13 protein-coding genes, 1 tRNA gene, 3 rRNA genes, 1 pseudogene and 1 riboswitch are annotated in these 19,003 nt (G+C 47.8%); of the genes and pseudogenes, 11 read left to right on the forward strand and 7 right to left on the reverse strand.

Features of this window, described 5'->3' with window-relative positions; genetic code table 11:
- Position 1: 1 nt before the first annotated feature.
- The 5 genes from thiS to rsd all read right to left on the reverse strand — a co-directional run bounded on the left by thiS (position 2) and on the right by rsd (position 4,366).
- Positions 2–202, reverse strand: coding sequence for a sulfur carrier protein ThiS (gene thiS, locus GOL65_RS20675; RefSeq protein WP_140921482.1), 201 nt, complete (start codon positions 200–202; stop codon positions 2–4).
- A complete protein-coding gene (locus tag GOL65_RS20680; RefSeq protein ID WP_140921481.1) occupies positions 192–947 on the reverse strand; it encodes a HesA/MoeB/ThiF family protein in 756 nt (251 codons plus the stop codon). The genes thiS and GOL65_RS20680 overlap by 11 nt, the downstream gene beginning before the upstream one ends.
- Positions 948–949: 2 nt before the next feature.
- A complete protein-coding gene (gene thiE, locus GOL65_RS20685) occupies positions 950–1,618 on the reverse strand; it encodes a thiamine phosphate synthase (protein WP_140921480.1) in 669 nt (222 codons plus the stop codon).
- Entirely contained in the window at positions 1,611–3,545 is a 1,935-nt protein-coding gene (gene thiC, locus GOL65_RS20690) for a phosphomethylpyrimidine synthase ThiC (protein ID WP_140921479.1), read from the reverse strand. Before thiC ends, thiE begins: the two co-directional genes overlap by 8 nt.
- Positions 3,546–3,641: 96 nt before the next feature.
- Positions 3,642–3,757: riboswitch (TPP riboswitch) on the reverse strand.
- A 114-nt stretch (positions 3,758–3,871) separates the two neighbouring features.
- Positions 3,872–4,366: a sigma D regulator gene (gene rsd, locus GOL65_RS20695; RefSeq protein ID WP_140921478.1), complete on the reverse strand. Its 495-nt coding sequence runs from the start codon at positions 4,364–4,366 to the stop codon at positions 3,872–3,874.
- A gap of 102 nt (positions 4,367–4,468) precedes the next feature.
- Between rsd and nudC the strand changes: the two genes are divergently transcribed.
- The 6 genes and pseudogenes from nudC (at position 4,469) to GOL65_RS20725 (ending at position 8,783) form a co-directional block, all read left to right on the forward strand.
- Positions 4,469–5,245: an NAD(+) diphosphatase gene (nudC, locus tag GOL65_RS20700; protein ID WP_140921477.1), complete on the forward strand. Its 777-nt coding sequence runs from the start codon at positions 4,469–4,471 to the stop codon at positions 5,243–5,245.
- Positions 5,246–5,350: 105 nt separating this feature from the next.
- Positions 5,351–6,415 (forward strand): uroporphyrinogen decarboxylase, encoded by a 1,065-nt coding sequence (gene hemE / locus GOL65_RS20705; protein ID WP_140921476.1) that lies wholly within the window; start codon positions 5,351–5,353, stop codon positions 6,413–6,415.
- A pseudogene (locus GOL65_RS20710) lies at positions 6,408–6,958 on the forward strand (endonuclease V). The gene hemE and the pseudogene GOL65_RS20710 overlap by 8 nt, the downstream one beginning before the upstream one ends.
- Positions 6,959–7,018: 60 nt before the next feature.
- The gene (locus GOL65_RS20715; RefSeq protein WP_140921475.1) at positions 7,019–7,609 is read left to right on the forward strand and encodes a YjaG family protein; all 591 of its coding nucleotides are present in this window, start codon (positions 7,019–7,021) and stop codon (positions 7,607–7,609) included.
- A gap of 188 nt (positions 7,610–7,797) precedes the next feature.
- Positions 7,798–8,073 (forward strand): nucleoid-associated protein HU-alpha, encoded by a 276-nt coding sequence (gene hupA, locus GOL65_RS20720; protein ID WP_130593042.1) that lies wholly within the window; start codon positions 7,798–7,800, stop codon positions 8,071–8,073.
- A gap of 74 nt (positions 8,074–8,147) precedes the next feature.
- A complete protein-coding gene (locus tag GOL65_RS20725) occupies positions 8,148–8,783 on the forward strand; it encodes a DUF1481 domain-containing protein (protein ID WP_179038520.1) in 636 nt (211 codons plus the stop codon).
- Positions 8,784–9,039: 256 nt separating this feature from the next.
- Here GOL65_RS20725 and purD read toward each other — a convergent pair whose 3' ends face one another.
- Complete coding sequence (purD, locus tag GOL65_RS20730) at positions 9,040–10,329, reverse strand: phosphoribosylamine--glycine ligase (RefSeq protein WP_140921473.1); 1,290 nt, start codon at positions 10,327–10,329, stop codon at positions 9,040–9,042.
- Between the two features lie 41 nt (positions 10,330–10,370).
- Positions 10,371–11,960: a bifunctional phosphoribosylaminoimidazolecarboxamide formyltransferase/IMP cyclohydrolase gene (gene purH / locus GOL65_RS20735; RefSeq protein ID WP_140921472.1), complete on the reverse strand. Its 1,590-nt coding sequence runs from the start codon at positions 11,958–11,960 to the stop codon at positions 10,371–10,373.
- Between the two features lie 619 nt (positions 11,961–12,579).
- On the opposite strand from purH, the gene GOL65_RS20740 reads away from it, so the two are divergent.
- The 5 genes from GOL65_RS20740 to metA all read left to right on the forward strand — a co-directional run bounded on the left by GOL65_RS20740 (position 12,580) and on the right by metA (position 18,995).
- Positions 12,580–14,122 (forward strand): 16S ribosomal RNA (locus GOL65_RS20740).
- Between the two features lie 90 nt (positions 14,123–14,212).
- A tRNA-Glu gene (locus GOL65_RS20745) sits at positions 14,213–14,288 on the forward strand.
- Positions 14,289–14,517: 229 nt separating this feature from the next.
- Positions 14,518–17,424 (forward strand): 23S ribosomal RNA (locus GOL65_RS20750).
- Between the two features lie 126 nt (positions 17,425–17,550).
- Positions 17,551–17,666 (forward strand): 5S ribosomal RNA (rrf, locus tag GOL65_RS20755).
- Together the 16S, 23S and 5S rRNA genes with 1 tRNA gene alongside form the textbook arrangement of a ribosomal RNA operon.
- A gap of 399 nt (positions 17,667–18,065) precedes the next feature.
- Entirely contained in the window at positions 18,066–18,995 is a 930-nt protein-coding gene (gene metA, locus GOL65_RS20760; RefSeq protein WP_140920260.1) for a homoserine O-acetyltransferase MetA, read from the forward strand.
- Positions 18,996–19,003: the final 8 nt, after the last annotated feature.

Raw genomic sequence — 19,003 nt, forward strand, 5'->3', positions numbered from 1 at the left:
ATCAACCTCCTGCAATGGCTTGAAAAAGTAAAATCTCGTCGCCATCATGAAGTAAATGGCTATCCCACTGAGTTCGCGGGCATATTTGTTGATTAACGGCTACTGCCATACCCACCGTGGATTTATTTAACTGTTGGAGCAGAACTGACAGAGTAACTGGGGTTTCCACGCTAACCGGTGATTCATTCACCCTAATTTGCATATTGACCTCCACATACCTGACAGCCCGGATCGCGATGCAAGCGTAAAGTAGTCCACTGATGTTGTTTGCCATCAAATAGTTGCAGTTTGCCTTCCAACGCTGAACTTCCTCCAGCCAGCAGTTTTATTGCTTCCAGTGCCTGTAATGAGCCAATTGTTCCAACCATTGGACCAAGTACTCCGGCGGTACGGCAGTTACGTTCGGGTTCTTGTTGTTCAGGATAGAGGCAGGCATAACAGCCATGATCGAACGGGGGTTTGATAACCATTAGCTGCCCGCTAAAACTGACTGCACTGCCGCTGACCAGTGGAATACTATGTTGAATACAGGCGGCATTAACTGCATGACGGGTTGCCATGTTATCGCAGCAGTCCAGTACCAGATCGACCTGGGATAAGATTTGATTCAGATTCTCGCCGGTAAGTCTCCGGGTCAGAACTTGATAACGAATTTGTGGATTCAGCGCCTGTAACTGCTCTTTTGCCAGTTCGGCTTTAGAACGTTCAATATCCTGAGTACGGAACAGTATTTGACGCTGTAAATTAGTCAGATGAACCTTGTCGTCATCCGCCAATAATATGTTGCCTACGCCAGCTGCCGCCAGATAGAGCGATACCGGAGAGCCAAGCCCGCCCAGCCCCACGATCAATACTGTAGATTGTCTGAGTTTGATTTGCCCTTCCGGTCCTATATCCTCCAGCAGTAATTGACGGCTATAGCGCAAAAACTCGCTGTCGTTCAGCATAATTAACGCTCCTCGTGTTCGATTAATCGGAGCAGTTCTGCGGTGGCCTGACGCCAGTCCTGAGCTTTCGTTATTGCACTCACCACGGCGATGCTACCAACTCCGCAAGCCAATACTTCAGGTACCCGGTCGATACTGATACCGCCAATAGCAACGGTAGGATAATCAGGGATAGTGGCCACATGACGTTTTAGTTCAACTAATCCCTGTGGAGCCGAAGGCATGTCTTTGGTTTGGGTTGGAAAAATATGACCCAAGGCAATATAAGAAGGGCGAACAGCAACGGCTAGCGCCAGCTCCTGGTCATCATGGGTAGAAACGCCCAGACGCAGGCCCGCCTGATGAATGGCTCTGAGATCGGCTGTGAGTAAATCTTCTTGGCCAAGATGGACCCCATAAGCCTGATGTTTGACCGCCAGTCGCCAGTAATCATTGATAAACAGGCGTGCATTAAAGCGTTTTCCCAGCTCAATTGCCTGTTGAATAATATCTTCCACTTCGATGTCAGGCTGATCCTTAATACGTAACTGAATGGTGGTGACGCCTGCATTGAGCAAACGTTCAATCCAGCTCAGAGTATCAACTACCGGATAGAGCCCCAGCTTTTTCTCTGTAGGAGGAAATGGGATGTCGGGTAATGCTGAAAGATGGTTTAGAGCGGTATCAGCCATGAGAGTTTTCCTCCGTTATTGCGGTATCTGAGGCGGCAGGGTGATAAAGTTCGCTACCCTGAGCGCGAAAATTTTCTGACATTTCGTTCATTCCACTGGTTTTTACCAACAGCAGATTTTGTTGCGCCTGATCTTTGGCGAAATCCCTCACTTCCTGAGAAATTTTCATTGAACAGAACTTTGGTCCACACATTGAACAGAAGTGGGCAACTTTGCCGGAAGCCTGAGGTAATGTCTCATCGTGATAGGCTCGTGCGGTTTCCGGGTCGAGGGCCAGATTGAACTGATCTTCCCAACGGAATTCAAAGCGGGCTTTTGACATGGCGTTATCACGAATTTGTGCGCCAGGGTGTCCTTTCGCCAGATCGGCAGCATGAGCAGCTATTTTGTAGGTAATCAGTCCTTGCTTTACATCGTCTTTATTTGGCAGGCCAAGATGCTCTTTGGGAGTGACATAACAAAGCATGGCGCAGCCGAACCAACCAATCAGGGCGGCACCAATACCAGAGGTAAAATGGTCGTATCCCGGGGCGATATCGGTGGTCAGCGGGCCTAAGGTATAAAAAGGTGCTTCATGACAGTGTTCCAGCTCAAGGGTCATATTCTGGCGGATCATATGCATAGGAATATGGCCCGGGCCTTCAATCATCACCTGAACATCATACTCCCAGGCAATTTTAGTCAGTTCACCCAGCGTTTTCAGTTCTGCAAACTGGGCTTCATCGTTAGCATCCTGAATCGAGCCGGGGCGCAGGCCATCGCCCAGCGAAAGTGCAACATCATACTGGCTGCATAATTCACAAATTTCGCGAAAGTGTTGATAGAGAAAGTTCTCCTGATGATGGGAAAGGCACCATTTCGCCATGATGGAACCGCCTCGTGAGACAATACCCGTCAGACGATTGGCGGTCATTGGTACGTAACGTAGTAGTACTCCGGCGTGAATAGTGAAGTAATCAACCCCTTGTTCAGCCTGTTCGACCAGCGTATCTTTAAATACTTCCCAACTGAGGTTTTCAGCAACGCCGTTTACTTTTTCCAGCGCCTGATAAATAGGAACAGTGCCGATGGGTACCGGACTATTGCGGATAATCCATTCGCGGGTTTCATGGATATAACGACCGGTGGAGAGGTCCATCACCGTATCCGCTCCCCAGCGAGTAGACCAAACCAGCTTTTCTACTTCTTCTTCAATAGAAGAGGTCAACGCAGAATTACCGATATTGGCATTTACTTTCACCAGAAAGTTTCGGCCGATGATCATCGGTTCTGATTCCGGATGATTGATATTCAGAGGAATAATAGCCCGACCAGCCGCCACCTCATCACGGACAAATTCGGGGGTGATGTTGTCCGGCAATACCGCGCCAAAATTTTGTCCGGGATGCTGCTGCTTTAATACATCGGTACGAATGCCCTCCCGTCCCATATTTTCGCGAATGGCAATAAATTCCATTTCCGGCGTTACCATACCCGCTCTGGCATAGTGCAACTGGGTAACTCGTTTACCGGGTTTCGCTTTGCGAGGGGCGGGAAGGTGAGTGTAACGCAAGTGGTCTAAACCCTCGTCCGCCAGTCTCTTTTGGGTAAAGTGCGAACTAACCTGAGGTAATGGCTCAGTATCACCACGCTGTTCGATCCAGTTTTTTCGCAGCGCCGGTAACCCTTGTCGCACATCCAGCGTTGCCTGAGGGTCGCCATAAGGGCCAGAAGTATCGTAAACCGGAATCGGTTCATTATCCTGATATTCAGGCACCTCTTTGCTACCACCGATCAGCGTTGGCGATAACTGAATTTCACGCATAGGAACACGTAAATCTGTTTGTGAACCTTGCAGATAGATACGTTTTGAGTCGGGAAAGGCATTTCCCTGTAGCTGGTCAATAAATTGCTGCGCCTGAGCGCGTTGGGTTCTTCGGTTAGACATAGCAAACTCCTAATAAAATTAAGGATTGCTTGTCCGGAGTTCGGAGAGGGAGTAACGATAAAGCAGAAAAGGCGTTAAACAGTTTCAGTTTATCTGGAAGAAATTACTCTTGTTCCCTTCGCGGGTATTAGCCCGATCAGGTTCCGCGGATCCCGAATTAACGGTCTCAGCCTGTGTCACCAGGGTGGTACTAGGCACTCCGACAAGATTAATCACCAAAAACGGTGATGCAACACAGTATAAGTAAGCTAACAAAAACCACAAGTTTGTTTTTTGCGCCGGGTTTATACTTTAATGGTGCCAGTGAATGGCACCACGTTTAGTGATTATTTTGATGCAGCAGAAGAGTGATGGCTCAGCCAGCTGTTAGTGGCTTCCTGAATTAGTTTATCTTCCAGGGAGAAGCGTCTTTCCAGCAATTCGCCAACAGTTGAAAGATCTTCATGCAGTTGTAATATGGTGTCTTCGTTGATGCCCTTTTCGACATAATTATCGTAAAACGCCATAATCTTTTGAGTGTTCTCTTCTAATCTCGGGTAGGCTTTTTGGCCAATCAGCAGATTGGGGCTACTGGCACCTTCTTCCTGAATAATGACTTTGTCATAAATATGAAAATGACAAGAGGAGAGGTAGTCCACCAAATGGTGTCCAAAATCGATTAGGGCTTTTTCATCGAGAGGGATATTTTTTTCTTTGTTTGGCTTAATACCAACAAGACGGTAATAAGTAACCAGTAAGTTTTTACGTGATTCTAACCACTGATCAATCAGTTTAATTTTGCCGCCCACGCGCTCGGCTAAGCTTTCAAGTTGGTTTAGCATAGTGTTTCCAGAGTGATGGCTGTTAGTAAAATAGCAAGTTAAAGTAATGTAAATCTATTGTTGTCAGATTTCCAGTAAATTAAGAGGTTGAGCGAAACGGCTATGGAGCAACAACTACAAGGTAATGAATCAGGCTGGTGGTTATTGAGCCACGCCGGGAAGTTATGGCTGCCAAAAGGTGAGGTGCCTTATGGTAGTGCCAACGATTTTGGTTTGTCGGGAGAAAAGGCACATCGAATTGGCGAGTGGCAAAGTGAGTCAGTCTGGCTGGTGTGTAAAGAGCGCTCAAGAGAAATGGCTTCAGTTCGACAATTGCTAAATGAAGATAGAGGTTTGTTTCAGCTGGCAGGCAGAGCTGTTCAGTTAGAGGGGTTCTATCGGGCTCACCAGTTCTGTGGTTACTGCGGTCATCCAATGTATGTCAGCGAGCGCGAGTGGGCCTGTTTATGTGATAACTGTCGTCAACGCTACTATCCTCAAATAGCACCTTGTATTATTGTTGCGATACGCCGTGAAGACCGAATTTTGCTGGCGCAGCATAACCGCCATCGGGGTGGGATCTACACTGCACTGGCGGGTTTTGTCGAGGTAGGTGAAACGCTGGAACAAGCAGTAGCCAGAGAAGTGCAAGAAGAGAGTAATTTGCAGGTGACAAATCTGCGTTATATCTCTTCTCAACCCTGGCCATTTCCACACTCTCTGATGGTGGCTTATTTAGCTGATTATGCGAGTGGAGAGCTGAAAATCGATACTTCAGAATTACTGGATGCCGACTGGTTTCGTTATGACAATCTTCCTCAACTTCCGCCTCCTGGTACAGTAGCGCGTCGATTAATTGAAGATACCATCGCAATATGTCGATCTGAGCATGATTATTAGCATTTTGCCGACCAGTATATTGGGCAGATATAGTAATATGCCCTCTTTATATTGGAAGAGCTTGTTGCATGCTACAATGCGCGCAATACCAGAAGGATAAAAATAATGAATCAATTAAAAAACGATCGCTATCTGCGTGCGTTATTACGCCAACCTGTTGATGTAACTCCTGTCTGGATGATGCGTCAGGCAGGTCGTTATTTGCCTGAATATAAGGCAACCAGAGCAGAGGCCGGTGACTTTATGTCACTGTGTAAAAATGCTGAACTGGCTTGTGAAGTCACGTTACAGCCACTGCGTCGTTATGCGCTGGATGCGGCCATTTTGTTCTCCGATATTTTAACTATTCCTGATGCTATGGGATTGGGGCTTTACTTTGAAGCTGGTGAAGGTCCTCGTTTTGAACGTCCTATTACCTGCAAGGCGGATGTCGATAATCTACCGATTCCCGATCCGGAACAAGAATTAGCCTATGTGATGAACGCGGTGCGTACTATTCGTCGCAATCTGAAGGGCGAGGTTCCTCTCATTGGTTTTTCTGGCAGTCCCTGGACTCTGGCAACCTATATGGTTGAAGGTGGCAGCAGCAAAGCATTTACTAAAATCAAAAAGATGATGTATGCCGATGGACCCGTATTGCACAAGCTACTGGATAAGATTGCCGACAGCGTCATTTTATATCTGAATGCTCAGATTAAAGCGGGTGCTCAGTCAGTAATGATTTTTGATACCTGGGGGGGCGTATTAACCGGGCGCGATTATCTGGAGTTCTCACTGGCTTATATGCACAAAATCGTTGCTGGCTTGATTCGAGAAAATGAAGGCCGCAAAGTACCAGTAACATTGTTTACTAAAGGTGGCGGTCAATGGTTAGAAGCCATGGCGGCTACCGGTTGTGATGCGCTTGGTCTGGACTGGACTACCGATATTGCCGATGCCCGTAAGCGGGTGGGCGATCGCGTGGCGCTACAGGGAAATATGGATCCTTCTATGTTGTATGCTCCTCCAGCCAGAATTGAGCAGGAAGTAGCAACAATTCTTTCCGGATTTGGCCATGGTAACGGCCACGTATTTAATCTGGGCCATGGCATTCATCAGGATGTTCCACCTGAACATGCTGGTGCCTTTGTCGAAGCGGTTCATAAACTGTCTCGCGCCTATCATGATTGATACCGCTTCTTTGCGGGCAGAACAGTCGAAAAAAGCCCGGTTGATTGTTAAAGACGATCGGCTGGGTTTTACTGAGCCTGACTGGATAGCCGGTGCAGACGTTGGTTTTGAACAGGATGGAACTATAACCCGGGCTGCGATAGCTATTTTGAGCTATCCCGGGTTGGAATTGGTGGAATATCAGATTGCCCGAGTGCCAACAAATATTCCCTATATTCCCGGATTACTCTCTTTTCGCGAATGTCCTGCTTTACTGGCCGCATGGCAAAAGCTCACCATTAAGCCTCAGAACCGGGTGATTTGGCCGAACTGACTGATAAGAATGAATTTCTTGGTTGGGTATGGAATAGTAAAGCGCGTTGCAAGCCGCTGTATATTTCTGTTGGGCATCGAATTAGCCCGGATAGTGCACTGGTATGGGTAAAACGTTGTATGCGCGGCTATCGCCTGCCGGAACCAACCCGTTGGGCTGATGCTATAGCTTCAAGGCGTCCTGCGTTTTTACGCTGGTTGGCTGAACATCCAGAAAAAAGTATTGATTAAGCTACGGCTATTATAATTTGGGTATTTTCCCATCATATTGAATATTAATGAGATTTATTAATGCTACGTAACCCGATTCACAAACGTATGGAAAAGCTGACCGGCTGGCAGCACTACACTTTTATGGCCTGCTTATGTGAGCGTATGTATCCAAATTATCAGGCGTTTTGCCACCAGACCGGGTTTGCAGAGCCTCAAGTATATCGCCGTATTCTGGATTTGATTTGGGAAACGCTGGTGGTGAAGGGCGCGAAAGTAAATTTTGATAGCCAACTGGAGAAGCTGGAAGATATCATTCCAGATGCAGAACAATTTGATATGTATGGTGTTTATCCGGCCATTGATGCCTGTGTTGCACTGAGTGAGGTATTACACTCTCATTTAAGTGGTGAAACATTAGAACATGCTATAGCGGTGAGTGAGTTGTCAGTTCGTACGGTAGCGATGCTGGAAATGACGGAAGCTAATCGCGAAATGACCGACGATGAGCTAAAAGCCTTGCCACTCATTGAGCATGAATTTGATGTTCAGTGGGAAATATATCGCTTGCTGGTTGAATGCGAAGAGCGTGATATTGAGCTGATAAAAGGGCTAAGAGCGGACCTGAAAGAGGCCGCAACCAGCAATATTGGTATAAATTTAACACAATAGATGATAAAACGTGATTCAGAGCTTAAATAATAGCATGTTAAGGCTTCACAGCCGCCCTCTATTGGTCTACATTTGTCTTGCCTTTGAAAGGTGGCTATCGAGACGCTCAGGCTAAGGGTTTAGAAATTTTCTTTTCCCGCCCGTATTCGATACATTGCATGCCATAAAACACATTGTAAGGATAATTTATGAACAAGACTCAACTGATTGACGTAATTGCAGACAAGGCTGGTATTACTAAAGCTCAGGCCAAAGCGGCTCTGGAATCAACCTTAGGCGCAATTACTGAGTCTCTGAAAGATGGTGACCCAGTACAACTGGTTGGTTTTGGTACATTTAAAGTGAATCATCGTAATGCCCGTACTGGTCGTAACCCACAGACTGGTAAAGAAATCAAAATTGCTGCAGCTAATGTTCCAGCATTTGTTTCTGGCAAAGCGCTGAAAGAAGCTGTTAAGAAGTAATTAACAGCCACTTAATGAGATAAAAAAAGGGGCGGATTGGCCCCTTTTATTATATTCAGACCATGATAAAACGATTGATTGTTATAAGTAGTCTGATTCTTGTGGGATGCAGTACTTCACCAAAAGATCCTACCCTAAGTGCCTCTGGCTATATTGCCACTGATGGCATGATGAGAATCTGGACTAAAATCAGCGGCGAAGGGCAGCCCATGCGGCTGATGAGTGTATATACGCCTTATACCGGCAGCACTGTCTCCACTTATTATGAATACTCGGCAGGTAAAGTAAGTTTGATCCGCCGTGAAGTTCAAACATCTGATGGCTATCCTAAAGAATTAATGCGTCTGGATAGCGAAGGTAACCCCAGTTTTATGCAGCGCCAACTGGCGGATCGCAATGAGCAACTCTCTGCAGATGATATTCTAAGATTAAAATATGAAGAGCAGCGAATTCTGACAACCAGTGAGTCGCTTGATGCCGGTAAGATTATCTTGCATCAAGGCTATATTAAAAACGGTGAAGTTATTACCTGTGCCGGCGAAGCGGTAAATCCAGTATTTTCATATGAACAGCAGTCATGGATTGAAAAGCGAGTCCGTAACGGCGGCTTTATCAGTCTGGCGTGGTTAGATGCGCCGCGAGGAATACAGTTGTTGCTGGTGGCGAATGAGAATTTTTGTTCGTGGGAGCCGAAGCTGGAGACGTTTTGAGAGTGATGGGGTCTTTTAATCAGCTTTAGAGAATATTCCGGCCGTAATGGCGATGTTGCATATATCATCCCGGCGATCGGCCGGAAGACCATCTGTACTTAGCTTCAGCTTGCGTCGGGCCTAGTCCGCCTAGGGGCGCTCCGGCAGCTAAAGCTGCTACGACCCCAACGGCGGCCTCTCCCTCCGTTTGAAATCTGTTAAATTGAATAGCAAAAGGTCGCCATATGGCGACCTTTTGTGTTACTGACGTAATGAATTACTTCTGGTTTTCGCGTTCGATGGCGCGATAGCCGATATCTTTACGGTAGAGGCAGCCGTCCCATTGGATTTGTGCAGCAATTTCGTAAGCCCGGCGTTGGGCTTCGGCAACGCTGTTTCCTAATGCGGTCGCGCAGAGTACGCGTCCACCTTGGGTTACAACATGACACTCTTTCAAGCTGGTACCCGCATGGAAAACTTTGCCGTCTTCCATTTCTTGTTGTGGCAACCCTGTAATTACATCGTTGGTACGGTAATCACCAGGATAACCGCCAGCGGCCAGAACCACACCCAGCGATGCACGCGGATCCCAATGGGAAGTTTTTTCATTTAGCTTGCCTTCCACACCGGCCAGGCAAAGCTCGATCAGATCGGACTGCATACGTAGCATGATAGGCTGAGTTTCTGGATCGCCGAAACGGCAATTAAACTCGATTACCTTAGGCTGACCAGCATCGTCAATCATTAATCCGGCATACAGGAAACCAGTATAGGTGTTACCTTCCGCCTCCATACCTTTTACCGTAGGCCAGATAACCTGATCCATGATGCGTTGATGGACTTCATCAGTCACTACTGGTGCTGGTGAGTAAGCACCCATCCCACCCGTATTGGGGCCAGTATCACCATCATAAGCACGTTTATGGTCCTGACTGGTTGCCATTGGAACGACATTTTTGCCGTCGACCATCACAATAAAGCTGGCTTCTTCACCAGTGAGAAACTCCTCAACTACGATACGATGGCCTGCGTCACCAAAGGCATTGCCTTCCAGCATATCTTTAGCTGCCTCTTCGGCTTCTTCCAGAGTCATTGCCACAATAACGCCTTTACCAGCCGCCAGACCATCGGCCTTAATCACGATAGGTGCACCTTTGGCGCGAATATAAGCGAGTGCCTGATTGAGGTCGGTAAAGTTCTGGTATTCCGCACTGGGAATATGATTACGTGCCAGAAAATCTTTGGTGAAGGCTTTTGAGCCTTCAAGCTGAGCAGCTGTCTGAGTTGGGCCAAAGATTTTTAGCCCAACTTTGCGAAAAGCATCAACCACGCCTTTAACCAGCGGTGCTTCCGGGCCAACAATAGTTAAACCGATATTTTCTTTTTGGGCGAAATGTACCAGAGCATCAATATCTGTTGCGGCGATTGCCACATTAATCAGATTTGGTTCCAGTTCAGTACCGGCATTGCCGGGAGCAACGAATACCTTATCAGCCAGCGGTGACTGGGCTGCTTTCCATGCTAAAGCATGCTCTCGTCCACCATTACCAATAATTAATATGTTCATCTTTCTGGCTCCGTGTAAATGTCGAAATTCAGTTACTGGTATTAGTGACGGAAATGGCGCATGTCAGTAAAGATCATTGCAATTCCATGTTCATTGGCAGCAGCAATAACCTCGTCATCACGAATAGAACCACCTGGTTGAATAACGCAGGTAATACCTACAGCTGCAGCGGCATCAATACCATCGCGGAACGGGAAGAATGCATCGGAAGCCATAACAGCCTCAGCAACCTGTAAATTTTCATCTTCCGCTTTAATTCCGGCAATTTTCGCTGAATAGACGCGACTCATTTGGCCTGCACCTATACCGATAGTCATATTGTCGCGGGCATAAACAATGGCGTTAGATTTAACAAACTTGGCTACTTTCCAGCAGAACAGCGCATCACGCAGCTCTTTTTCTGTTGGCTGGCGGGTAGTAACGACTTTCAGATCGGCCTGACTAACCATGCCAAGGTCGCGGTCCTGAACCAGTAAGCCACCATTAACACGTTTAAAATCTAATCCGGCAATCCGGGCGTCCCACTGACCGCATTCCAGTACACGAATGTTTTGCTTCGGAGCTAAAACTTCCAGCGCAGCTGCACTTACTGATGGAGCAATAATAACTTCCACAAACTGACGGCTGATAATAGCTTCAGCGGTTTTGGCATCCAGTTCCTGGTTAAAGGCAATGATGCCGCCGAAGGCTGAAGTAGGATCGGTTAAATAGGCGCGCTCATAGGCATGAAGAATATTATCCCCTAACGCAACGCCGCATGGATTAGCATGCTTAACAATGACACAGGCTGGTTGAGTAAACTCTTTAACACACTCTAAAGCAGCATCGGTATCCGCAATATTGTTATAGGAGAGGGCTTTACCCTGAAGTTGTTGAGCAGTAGCAACGGATGCTTCTTTTACTGTTTCTTCAACATAGAATGCGGCTTGTTGATGACTGTTTTCACCATAGCGCATATCTTGCTTTTTAATGTACTGGAGATTGAGCGTGCGAGGGAAGCGGCCAGATGGTTTATCGGTTTCACCATAATATGGAGTAACCAGAGAACCAAAGTAGTTAGCAATCATGCCGTCATAAGCTGCGGTATGTTCAAAAGCACGAATCGCCAGATCAAAACGCGTCTCGTAGCTTAATCCATTATTGGTGTTATCCATTTCACTGATGATATCGCTGTAATCACTACTGTTAACTACGATAGCGACATCTTTATGGTTTTTGGCGGCAGAGCGAACCATGGTTGGGCCGCCAATATCAATGTTTTCTACTGCATCGGCCAGAGAGCAATCTTTACGGGCAACTGTTTGAGCGAAAGGATAGAGATTAACAACTACCATATCAATTGGCTCAATGGCATGTTTTGCCATCACTTCATCATCAATACCTCTGCGCCCCAAAATGCCGCCGTGTACTTTAGGGTGCAAGGTCTTAACTCTGCCATCCATCATTTCGGGAAAGCCGGTGTAGTCAGAAACTTCCGTTACCGCAAGACCCGCTTCTGCCAGCAGTTTTGCTGTTCCCCCGGTGGAGAGCAGTTCAACACCACGCTGTGATAGCGCCTGGGCGAACTCAACAATGCCAGTTTTATCGGAAACGCTGAGAAGGGCGCGACGGATAGGACGATGTGATTGCATAGCTGATAATTTCCTGTTGGCTTTTTCAGAGTGAAAACATAGTAGATATAAAAGGATGAATTCAAGATAACAAAATAGTGAACCGAATGGTGGGATATCACCATCGATTTACACTCAAATTTTTATGGGCGTAATTGTAACGAAAACGATTGCGTCATGCCCGATATATTTTCCCCTTTTTCTGTTTCTGTGGATAACTCTGTGTGCAAGTCGGTATAAAGTGGGGTTTTGCTGTGGAATGCAGCAAACAGAACATTTTTCTCTATTTATCTCTTGCAGGCGACAAGAAACTCCCTATAATGCGCCTCCATCGAACGGAGATGTACAAACTTACATATTCTGGTTCGACTTCTCTTAAGTGAGAAACAAAAAAGAGTGAATGAACTCATTGACTCTGAAACGGATTCGCGTAATATACGCAGCCCGTGCCGCGGGAAGCGCAGCTTTCTGTCGGCCATGCTCTTTAACAATTTATCAGACAATCTGTGTGGGCACTCACAAGACGGTATCTCACGTCATTGCACTTCGGTGTAACGACACAAAAAATACCAAGTCTTAAAGAGTGACCAGACAGTAATTCATTTGAATTATTGAAAGTAATCTTTGAGCATCAAGCTGTTAATTGAAGAGTTTGATCATGGCTCAGATTGAACGCTGGCGGCAGGCCTAACACATGCAAGTCGAACGGTAGCACAGGGGAGCTTGCTCCCCGGGTGACGAGTGGCGGACGGGTGAGTAATGCCTGGGAAACTGCCCGATGGAGGGGGATAACTACTGGAAACGGTAGCTAATACCGCATAATGTCTTCGGACCAAAGTGGGGGACCTTCGGGCCTCACACCATCGGATGTGCCCAGGTGGGATTAGCTTGTAGGTGAGGTAATGGCTCACCTAGGCGACGATCCCTAGCTGGTCTGAGAGGATGACCAGCCACACTGGGACTGAGACACGGCCCAGACTCCTACGGGAGGCAGCAGTGGGGAATATTGCACAATGGGGGAAACCCTGATGCAGCCATGCCGCGTGTGTGAAGAAGGCCTTAGGGTTGTAAAGCACTTTCAGTGGGGAGGAAGGATGTGAAGTTAATAGCTTCATGTATTGACGTTACCCACAGAAGAAGCACCGGCTAACTCCGTGCCAGCAGCCGCGGTAATACGGAGGGTGCAAGCGTTAATCGGAATTACTGGGCGTAAAGCGCACGCAGGCGGTCTGCCAAGTCGGATGTGAAATCCCCGGGCTTAACCTGGGAACTGCATCCGAAACTGGCAGGCTAGAGTCTTGTAGAGGGGGGTAGAATTCCATGTGTAGCGGTGAAATGCGTAGAGATGTGGAGGAATACCGGTGGCGAAGGCGGCCCCCTGGACAAAGACTGACGCTCAGGTGCGAAAGCGTGGGGAGCAAACAGGATTAGATACCCTGGTAGTCCACGCTGTAAACGATGTCGACTTGGAGGTTGTTCCCTTGAGGAGTGGCTTCCGGAGCTAACGCGTTAAGTCGACCGCCTGGGGAGTACGGCCGCAAGGTTAAAACTCAAATGAATTGACGGGGGCCCGCACAAGCGGTGGAGCATGTGGTTTAATTCGATGCAACGCGAAGAACCTTACCTACTCTTGACATCCAGAGAAGTTTGCAGAGATGCGAATGTGCCTTCGGGAACTCTGAGACAGGTGCTGCATGGCTGTCGTCAGCTCGTGTTGTGAAATGTTGGGTTAAGTCCCGCAACGAGCGCAACCCCTATCCTTTGTTGCCAGCGCGTAATGGTGGGAACTCAAAGGAGACTGCCGGTGATAAACCGGAGGAAGGTGGGGATGACGTCAAGTCATCATGGCCCTTACGAGTAGGGCTACACACGTGCTACAATGGCGTATACAAAGAGAAGCTACCTCGCGAGAGCATGCGGACCTCATAAAGTACGTCGTAGTCCGGATTGGAGTCTGCAACTCGACTCCATGAAGTCGGAATCGCTAGTAATCGTAGATCAGAATGCTACGGTGAATACGTTCCCGGGCCTTGTACACACCGCCCGTCACACCATGGGAGTGGGTTGCAAAAGAAGTAGGTAGCTTAACCTTCGGGAGGGCGCTTACCACTTTGTGATTCATGACTGGGGTGAAGTCGTAACAAGGTAACCGTAGGGGAACCTGCGGTTGGATCACCTCCTTACCTGAAAGATACTGATTGAGTGCAGTGTCCACACAGATTGTCTGATGAAATGAAAAGAGAGCAAAGCGTCTGCGAAGCTGACATATCTGTGTCCCCTTCGTCTAGAGGCCTAGGACACCGCCCTTTCACGGCGGTAACAGGGGTTCGAATCCCCTAGGGGACGCCACTTGCTGATGATGGGTGAAAGACATTGTCGATGAATATCTCAAAACTGATTTCGCTGTATTCACAGCCCAGTCATGTTTGAGATATTTGCTCTTTAACAATCCGGAACAAGCTGAAATTTGAATCCTCAGCCAATAGTGAGTAATACACTGACACTAATTGGACTGAGCGAGTCTCTCAATTGTTTACGACTTTAGAATGTTGTCTTTCGAGACACCTTCGGGTTGTGAGGTTAAGTGACTAAGCGTACACGGTGGATGCCTAGGCAGTCAGAGGCGATGAAGGGCGTGCTAATCTGCGATAAGCGTCGGTAAGGTGATATGAACCGTAATAACCGGCGATACCCGAATGGGGAAACCCAGTGCAATTCGTTGCACTATCATACGATGAATACATAGTCGTATGAGGCGAACCGGGGGAACTGAAACATCTAAGTACCCCGAGGAAAAGAAATCAACCGAGATTCCCCCAGTAGCGGCGAGCGAACGGGGAGGAGCCCAGAACCTGAATCAGTTTGTGTGTTAGTGGAAGCGTCTGGAAAGTCGCACGGTACAGGGTGATAGTCCCGTACACCAAAATGCACAGATTGTGAGTTCGATGAGTAAGGCGGGACACGTGACATCCTGTCTGAATATGGGGGGACCATCCTCCAAGGCTAAATACTCCTGACTGACCGATAGTGAACCAGTACCGTGAGGGAAAGGCGAAAAGAACCCCGGCGAGGGGAGTGAAACAGAACCTGAAACCGTGTACGTACAAGCAGTGGGAGCACTCTTTATGGGTGTGACTGCGTACCTTTTGTATAATGGGTCAGCGACTTATATTTTGTAGCAAGGTTAACCGAATAGGGGAGCCGTAGGGAAACCGAGTCTTAACTGGGCGTATAGTTGCAAGGTATAGACCCGAAACCCGGTGATCTAGCCATGGGCAGGTTGAAGGTTGGGTAACACTAACTGGAGGACCGAACCGACTAATGTTGAAAAATTAGCGGATGACCTGTGGCTGGGGGTGAAAGGCCAATCAAACCGGGAGATAGCTGGTTCTCCCCGAAAGCTATTTAGGTAGCGCCTCGTGAACTCATCTTCGGGGGTAGAGCACTGTTTCGACTAGGGGGCCATCCCGGCTTACCAACTCGATGCAAACTCCGAATACCGAAGAATGTTATCACGGGAGACACACGGCGGGTGCTAACGTCCGTCGTGAAGAGGGAAACAACCCAGACCGCCAGCTAAGGTCCCAAAGTCATGGTTAAGTGGGAAACGATGTGGGAAGGCACAGACAGCCAGGATGTTGGCTTAGAAGCAGCCATCATTTAAAGAAAGCGTAATAGCTCACTGGTCGAGTCGGCCTGCGCGGAAGATGTAACGGGGCTAAACCATGCACCGAAGCTGCGGCAGCGATACGAAAGTATTGTTGGGTAGGGGAGCGTTCTGTAAGCCTGCGAAGGTGGACTGTGAGGTCTGCTGGAGGTATCAGAAGTGCGAATGCTGACATAAGTAACGATAAAGCGGGTGAAAAGCCCGCTCGCCGGAAGACCAAGGGTTCCTGTCCAACGTTAATCGGGGCAGGGTGAGTCGACCCCTAAGGCGAGGCCGAAAGGCGTAGTCGATGGGAAACAGGTTAATATTCCTGTACTTGGTGTTACTGCGAAGGGGGGACGAAGAAGGCTAGGCTATCCGGGCGACGGTTGTCCCGGTTTAAGCGTGTAGGTGGGTTGACCAGGTAAATCCGGTTGGCTGTTAACACTGAGGCGTGATGACGAGCCACTACGGTGGTGAAGTAGTTGATGCCCTGCTTCCAGGAAAAGCCTCTAAGCTCCAGGTAACATTAAATCGTACCCCAAACCGACACAGGTGGTCAGGTAGAGAATACTCAGGCGCTTGAGAGAACTCGGGTGAAGGAACTAGGCAAAATGGTGCCGTAACTTCGGGAGAAGGCACGCTGGCATTAGGTGAAGTCCCCTGCGGATGGAGCTGAAGCCAGTCGAAGATACCAGCTGGCTGCAACTGTTTATTAAAAACACAGCACTGTGCAAACACGAAAGTGGACGTATACGGTGTGACGCCTGCCCGGTGCTGGAAGGTTAATTGATGGGGTTAGCGTAAGCGAAGCTCTTGATCGAAGCCCCAGTAAACGGCGGCCGTAACTATAACGGTCCTAAGGTAGCGAAATTCCTTGTCGGGTAAGTTCCGACCTGCACGAATGGCGTAATGATGGCCAGGCTGTCTCCACCCGAGACTCAGTGAAATTGAACTCGCAGTGAAGATGCTGTGTACCCGCGGCAAGACGGAAAGACCCCGTGAACCTTTACTATAGCTTGACACTGAACATTGAGCCTTGATGTGTAGGATAGGTGGGAGGCTTTGAAGCGGTGACGCCAGTCATCGTGGAGCCAACCTTGAAATACCACCCTTTAATGTTTGATGTTCTAACTTTGGCCCGTAATCCGGGTTGAGGACAGTGTCTGGTGGGTAGTTTGACTGGGGCGGTCTCCTCCCAAAGAGTAACGGAGGAGCACGAAGGTTAGCTAATCACGGTCGGACATCGTGAGGTTAGTGCAATGGCATAAGCTAGCTTGACTGCGAGAGTGACGGCTCGAGCAGGTACGAAAGTAGGTCATAGTGATCCGGTGGTTCTGAATGGAAGGGCCATCGCTCAACGGATAAAAGGTACTCCGGGGATAACAGGCTGATACCGCCCAAGAGTTCATATCGACGGCGGTGTTTGGCACCTCGATGTCGGCTCATCACATCCTGGGGCTGAAGTAGGTCCCAAGGGTACGGCTGTTCGCCGTTTAAAGTGGTACGCGAGCTGGGTTTAGAACGTCGTGAGACAGTTCGGTCCCTATCTGCCGTGGGCGCTGGAAGATTGAGAGGGGTTGCTCCTAGTACGAGAGGACCGGAGTGAACGCACCACTGGTGTTCGGGTTGTCATGCCAATGGCATTGCCCGGTAGCTACGTGCGGAAAAGATAACCGCTGAAAGCATCTAAGCGGGAAACTTGCCTCGAGATGAGTCTTCCCTTGGACTTTAAGTCCACTGAAGGAACGTTAAAGACTATGACGTTGATAGGTCGGGTGTGTAAGCGTAGCGATACGTTGAGCTAACCGATACTAATGAACCGTGAGACTTAACCTTACAACACCGAAGGTGTTTTGGGATTGAGAGAGTAAAGAAGTCAGATTTCAGCGAATGTTCAGGATTGGAATGAATGGTTGTGTGCGATAGTGATATTGAATGCAACGGTTCATGAAACAGAATATGCCTGGCGGCGATAGCGCGGTGGTCCCACCTGACCCCATGCCGAACTCAGAAGTGAAACGCCGTAGCGCCGATGGTAGTGTGGGGCTTCCCCATGCGAGAGTAGGGAACTGCCAGGCTTTCATTAAGAAGAACCCTCAGCGAAAGCTGGGGGTTTTTTGCTTTGATGGTGATGCAATTTGCTACTTTAAACAACAAGAAACCCCTCAGTTTTCACTGAGGGGTTTCTTGTTATATTCCGTTATAAAAGTTATTCAGCCACATCTTCTAATCATTCCATAAATTGAAGTTTTTTCATTTCAAGCATTCCATTTGAGTATAACAATTCTGGTTTTTATCCCTAAATTTCCATCCATCTGTAATAAATAGCTTTTTATTTTGAATTCCATTTCCCTGTGATGAATTTTATATAACCAAATATTTTTTATCCTCTCGACATGATAATAAAAAGACGCTATCTTTAGCGGTATAGAAGTCTAAATGTATAAACGTATAAATGGATATTTGAGGATCAAGCAATGCCAATTCGTATACCTGATGAACTACCAGCCGTTAATGTTTTACGTGAGGAGAACGTCTTTGTTATGACGTCTACTCGCGCCAGCCATCAGGATATCCGTCCGCTTAAGATTCTTATCCTTAATCTGATGCCAAAGAAAATTGAAACTGAAAATCAGTTTCTACGTCTGCTATCCAACTCCCCGTTACAATTAGATATTCAGCTGTTGAGAATTGATTGTCATGAGTCGAAAAATACTCCAACAGAGCATCTGAATAATTTCTACTGTAACTTTGAAGATATTCAGGATCAGAACTTTGATGGGTTGATTGTTACCGGTGCGCCACTGGGGCTGGTTGAGTTTAAGGATGTGGCCTACTGGGCTCAGATAGAGAAGATAACCAATTGGGCTAAAGCTCATGTGACGTCGACTCTGTTTGTTTGTTGGGCCGTACAGGCGGCATTGAATATTCTCTATGACATTCCTAAACTGACCATGAGTGAGAAGCTGTCAGGTGTTTATTGGCATAACGTAGTGGCACCACTGGCCCCGTTAGCCCGCGGTTTTGACGATCGTTTCTTAGCTCCACATTCTCGCTATGCCAGTTTTCCGTCAGATATTATTCGTCAGCAAACCGATTTGGAGATTTATGCTGAGTCGGAACAAACCGGAGCTTATCTGTTTGCCAGCAAAGAACGCCGCTTTGCGTTTGCTACCGGTCATCCTGAATATGATGCAGGAACCTTGTCTGCCGAGTATTTTCGCGATCGTGATGCGGGGCTGGATCCTACCGTTCCTGAGAACTATTTCCCTGAAGACAACCCTGACCGGGCACCGGTGGCATCCTGGAGAAGCCATGGTTACCTGTTATTTAATAACTGGTTGAATTACTTTGTCTATCAGAGAACACCATTCGATCTGCGTCAGATGAATCCTACATTGGATTAGTTTTTCAT

This window comes from Limnobaculum xujianqingii (assembly GCF_013394855.1).
Lineage (GTDB): Bacteria > Pseudomonadota > Gammaproteobacteria > Enterobacterales > Enterobacteriaceae > Limnobaculum > Limnobaculum xujianqingii.

What these genes read in the sequence shown, in the direction of transcription:
- thiS (WP_140921482.1), bottom strand. Translation starts at nt 202, where the DNA reads ATGCAAATTAGGGTGAATGAATCACCGGTTAGCGTGGAAACCCCAGTT.
- GOL65_RS20680 (WP_140921481.1), bottom strand. Translation starts at nt 947, where the DNA reads ATGCTGAACGACAGCGAGTTTTTGCGCTATAGCCGTCAATTACTGCTG.
- thiE (WP_140921480.1), bottom strand. Translation starts at nt 1,618, where the DNA reads ATGGCTGATACCGCTCTAAACCATCTTTCAGCATTACCCGACATCCCA.
- thiC (WP_140921479.1), bottom strand. Translation starts at nt 3,545, where the DNA reads ATGTCTAACCGAAGAACCCAACGCGCTCAGGCGCAGCAATTTATTGAC.
- rsd (WP_140921478.1), bottom strand. Translation starts at nt 4,366, where the DNA reads ATGCTAAACCAACTTGAAAGCTTAGCCGAGCGCGTGGGCGGCAAAATT.
- nudC (WP_140921477.1), top strand. Translation starts at nt 4,469, where the DNA reads ATGGAGCAACAACTACAAGGTAATGAATCAGGCTGGTGGTTATTGAGC.
- hemE (WP_140921476.1), top strand. Translation starts at nt 5,351, where the DNA reads ATGAATCAATTAAAAAACGATCGCTATCTGCGTGCGTTATTACGCCAA.
- GOL65_RS20715 (WP_140921475.1), top strand. Translation starts at nt 7,019, where the DNA reads ATGCTACGTAACCCGATTCACAAACGTATGGAAAAGCTGACCGGCTGG.
- hupA (WP_130593042.1), top strand. Translation starts at nt 7,798, where the DNA reads ATGAACAAGACTCAACTGATTGACGTAATTGCAGACAAGGCTGGTATT.
- purD (WP_140921473.1), bottom strand. Translation starts at nt 10,329, where the DNA reads ATGAACATATTAATTATTGGTAATGGTGGACGAGAGCATGCTTTAGCA.
- purH (WP_140921472.1), bottom strand. Translation starts at nt 11,960, where the DNA reads ATGCAATCACATCGTCCTATCCGTCGCGCCCTTCTCAGCGTTTCCGAT.
- metA (WP_140920260.1), top strand. Translation starts at nt 18,066, where the DNA reads ATGCCAATTCGTATACCTGATGAACTACCAGCCGTTAATGTTTTACGT.